Consider the following 2,600-nt stretch of genomic DNA (forward strand, 5'->3'; position numbering starts at 1 on the left):
TCCAGCTCAGCACAAAAGTTGGGAGATAAGATGCAAGCCAATGCGGCTGCAAAACAGTCTGCTCAGCATTCCGGCGCAGCAAGCAACGATTCTGCCTCCCACTCGTCTAAGCAGGAAGCACAGTCAGATGATGTGGTTGATGCGGAGTTTGAAGAGGTCAAAGAGCATAAATAAGTTGTCGTCACTTGCTCGTTCAGCGGTCGCCTATTCGTCACTAACAGTGTTTGTTGTGCCTGAGGATGATCAGATCCAGAGACCTTGATCTCGGAAGTCTCTTGCTTCTCTCATTATTGCACTGAGTCAATAGGATCATGGTCGACTAATAATTTGGAAATCAAATTAATTGCAATAATGACGACGCTACGATCATTTTTCTATAGGCAATGTTTGGAAGAGCCTTAACAGGCGAGTAATTGCCGATAGAATCGAAACACCGATGCGACATGTACTTTTTGCGCAGATGTCTGAGGATGGACGAGGTTTTTATCTAGAGCACCCTTCAGAGGGTGCCGCTTTATTAATTTTGTTGAACTTCAACGCACTACGTTCGGTACAGGCGCATAAGTTTATTGTGCTGGTGACGCTACATACTTATTTTTACTTAACTCGTATAACTCATTCTCTTTTGTATATTTTCTCCTAAGCGCGCTATCGAACTGAGAGCAATCTCGTCAAGGCGCATTATCAGAAAATAGATTGGCCTTGTAAATGACCGTCCATCGCAATTCTGCGAGCAACGCAACGTTTATAAATTCCATAGAAAGAGGTTTCCATCGTGTCCTATCAAAGTATCAATCCGAATGACGGCAAGACACTCAAAACATTTGAGCATTTAAGTAAAACCCAACTTGAGAGTTCATTGGCTAGTGCTGAATCCTGTTTCCAGACTTGGAAACAGACCAGTTATCAAGAGCGCGCAGCGATCGTAAAAAAAGCGGCAAAATTACTTCACGCGCGTGTGGATGATTTCGCAAAACTGGCGACGCTGGAAATGGGCAAACGCATCGATGAAGCGCGTGGGGAAGTGCAATTTAGTGCAGATATCCTGTCGTATTACGCCGATCATGCAGAAGACTTTTTGAAGCCGGTGAAGCTCAATCCCAAAGTCGGTGAGGCACATATGGAGAGCAGTCCATTTGGCGTGCTGTTTTGCGTTGAACCGTGGAATTTCCCTTATTACCAACTTGCACGTGTCGCTGGTCCGCAATTAATGGCTGGTAATGTATTAGTGGTAAAACATGCGGGCTGCGTACCGCAATGCGCGATAGCGTTTGAACAGCTGTGGATTGACGCTGGCGCGCCGGCAGGTGCCTATACGAATCTGCTGATCACGCATAAACAGTCAGACATTGTGATTGACGATCCTCGTATCAAAGGTGTGGCATTAACAGGTAGCGTTGCGGCAGGGCGGACGGTTGCTGCTCGTGCCGGACAAAATCTGAAGAAGACGTCAATGGAGCTCGGTGGCAGCGATGCGTTTATCGTGCTGGATGATGCGGATCTGGAAAAAACGATTCCATGGGCGGTCTGGGGGCGGATGTATAACGGTGGACAAACCTGTTGCGCAGCTAAGCGTTTCATTGTGATGGATTCTATTGCGGATGAATTTCTGGAGAAATTTTCGTCGGCATTGTCTGGATTAAAACCCGGTGATCCGATGGATGAAGCAACGACGCACGGTCCTCTGTCGACCGAGGCGGCATTGGTTCAATTACTACAGCAGGTCGATAGCGCAGTGAAACACGGCGCCAAGCTTGTGATGGGTGGCAAGCGTCTTGCCCGTCCAGGCTCCTTTATGGAAGTCACGATCCTGACGGACATCAAACCAGATAATCCAGCGTTCCGTGATGAATTTTTTGGTCCAGTCGTTTCCTTTTATCGCGTCAAGGACGAAGCTGCCGCAATCGCACTGGCAAATGACTCCGACTTTGGTCTGGGCGGGTCTGTATTCACCAAAGACATAGCTCGCGGTAAGCGTGTTGCAAGCCAAGTCGATACGGGCATGATGTTTATCAATAACCTCGATTGGTCAGATGCAGAACTACCGTTCGGCGGGATCAAATATTCTGGTTACGGACGCGAATTGGGCAACATGGGAATACAAGAGTTCGTCAATAAGAAACTTGTTCGTATTGCGGATCACGCTGCACCGGTTTGATCGATCGCAGAATCCGGTTGCAAGTATGAAGGTCTAGGTTTTGACATTAATACTTGCGCGCGGGCGTATTGCCAAATCCCTCAAATCTTCTATTACTTTCAGACGACACATTCGCTCAACAGCTTCTACACATTGGACAAAATTCTAATGATTTGTCCCGCTAGACAAAGCGTGGTCTAGTAAAAATTTCCTCTGACGAAAAGTAAGTGACGATAGCCCGATCCATGTTTGACCCAAGGAATTGGATAATCTGATGTATGTCAACGTTGCCGTATTAAAAGAAACCCAAGTACATGAACGGCGTGTCGCGCTGATTCCCTCGGTAGCCGGCGTTGGTGCACTTCAAACGGCGTTGGTGCACTTAAAAGTTGAAGTAAAAAGTACCCCAACCCCGATCATTTATGCAGGAACTTTCTGACTACGGACGGAGTTTGGGCGTCCA

Annotated in this window: 2 protein-coding genes; both read left to right on the forward strand. The window is 47.3% G+C overall.

Annotated features, from left to right (window positions below; all coding sequences use genetic code 11):
• Positions 1-775: 775 nt before the first annotated feature.
• Positions 776-2,158 (forward strand): NAD-dependent succinate-semialdehyde dehydrogenase, encoded by a 1,383-nt coding sequence (locus AAKU64_RS22285; protein WP_323493023.1) that lies wholly within the window; start codon positions 776-778, stop codon positions 2,156-2,158.
• Between the two features lie 241 nt (positions 2,159-2,399).
• Positions 2,400-2,576, forward strand: coding sequence for a hypothetical protein (locus tag AAKU64_RS22290; RefSeq protein WP_354335815.1), 177 nt, complete (start codon positions 2,400-2,402; stop codon positions 2,574-2,576).
• The last annotated feature ends 24 nt before the right edge of the window (positions 2,577-2,600 follow it).

It is taken from the genome of Undibacterium sp. GrIS 1.8 (assembly GCF_040544445.1).
In the GTDB taxonomy this organism is placed as follows: domain Bacteria; phylum Pseudomonadota; class Gammaproteobacteria; order Burkholderiales; family Burkholderiaceae_D; genus Undibacterium.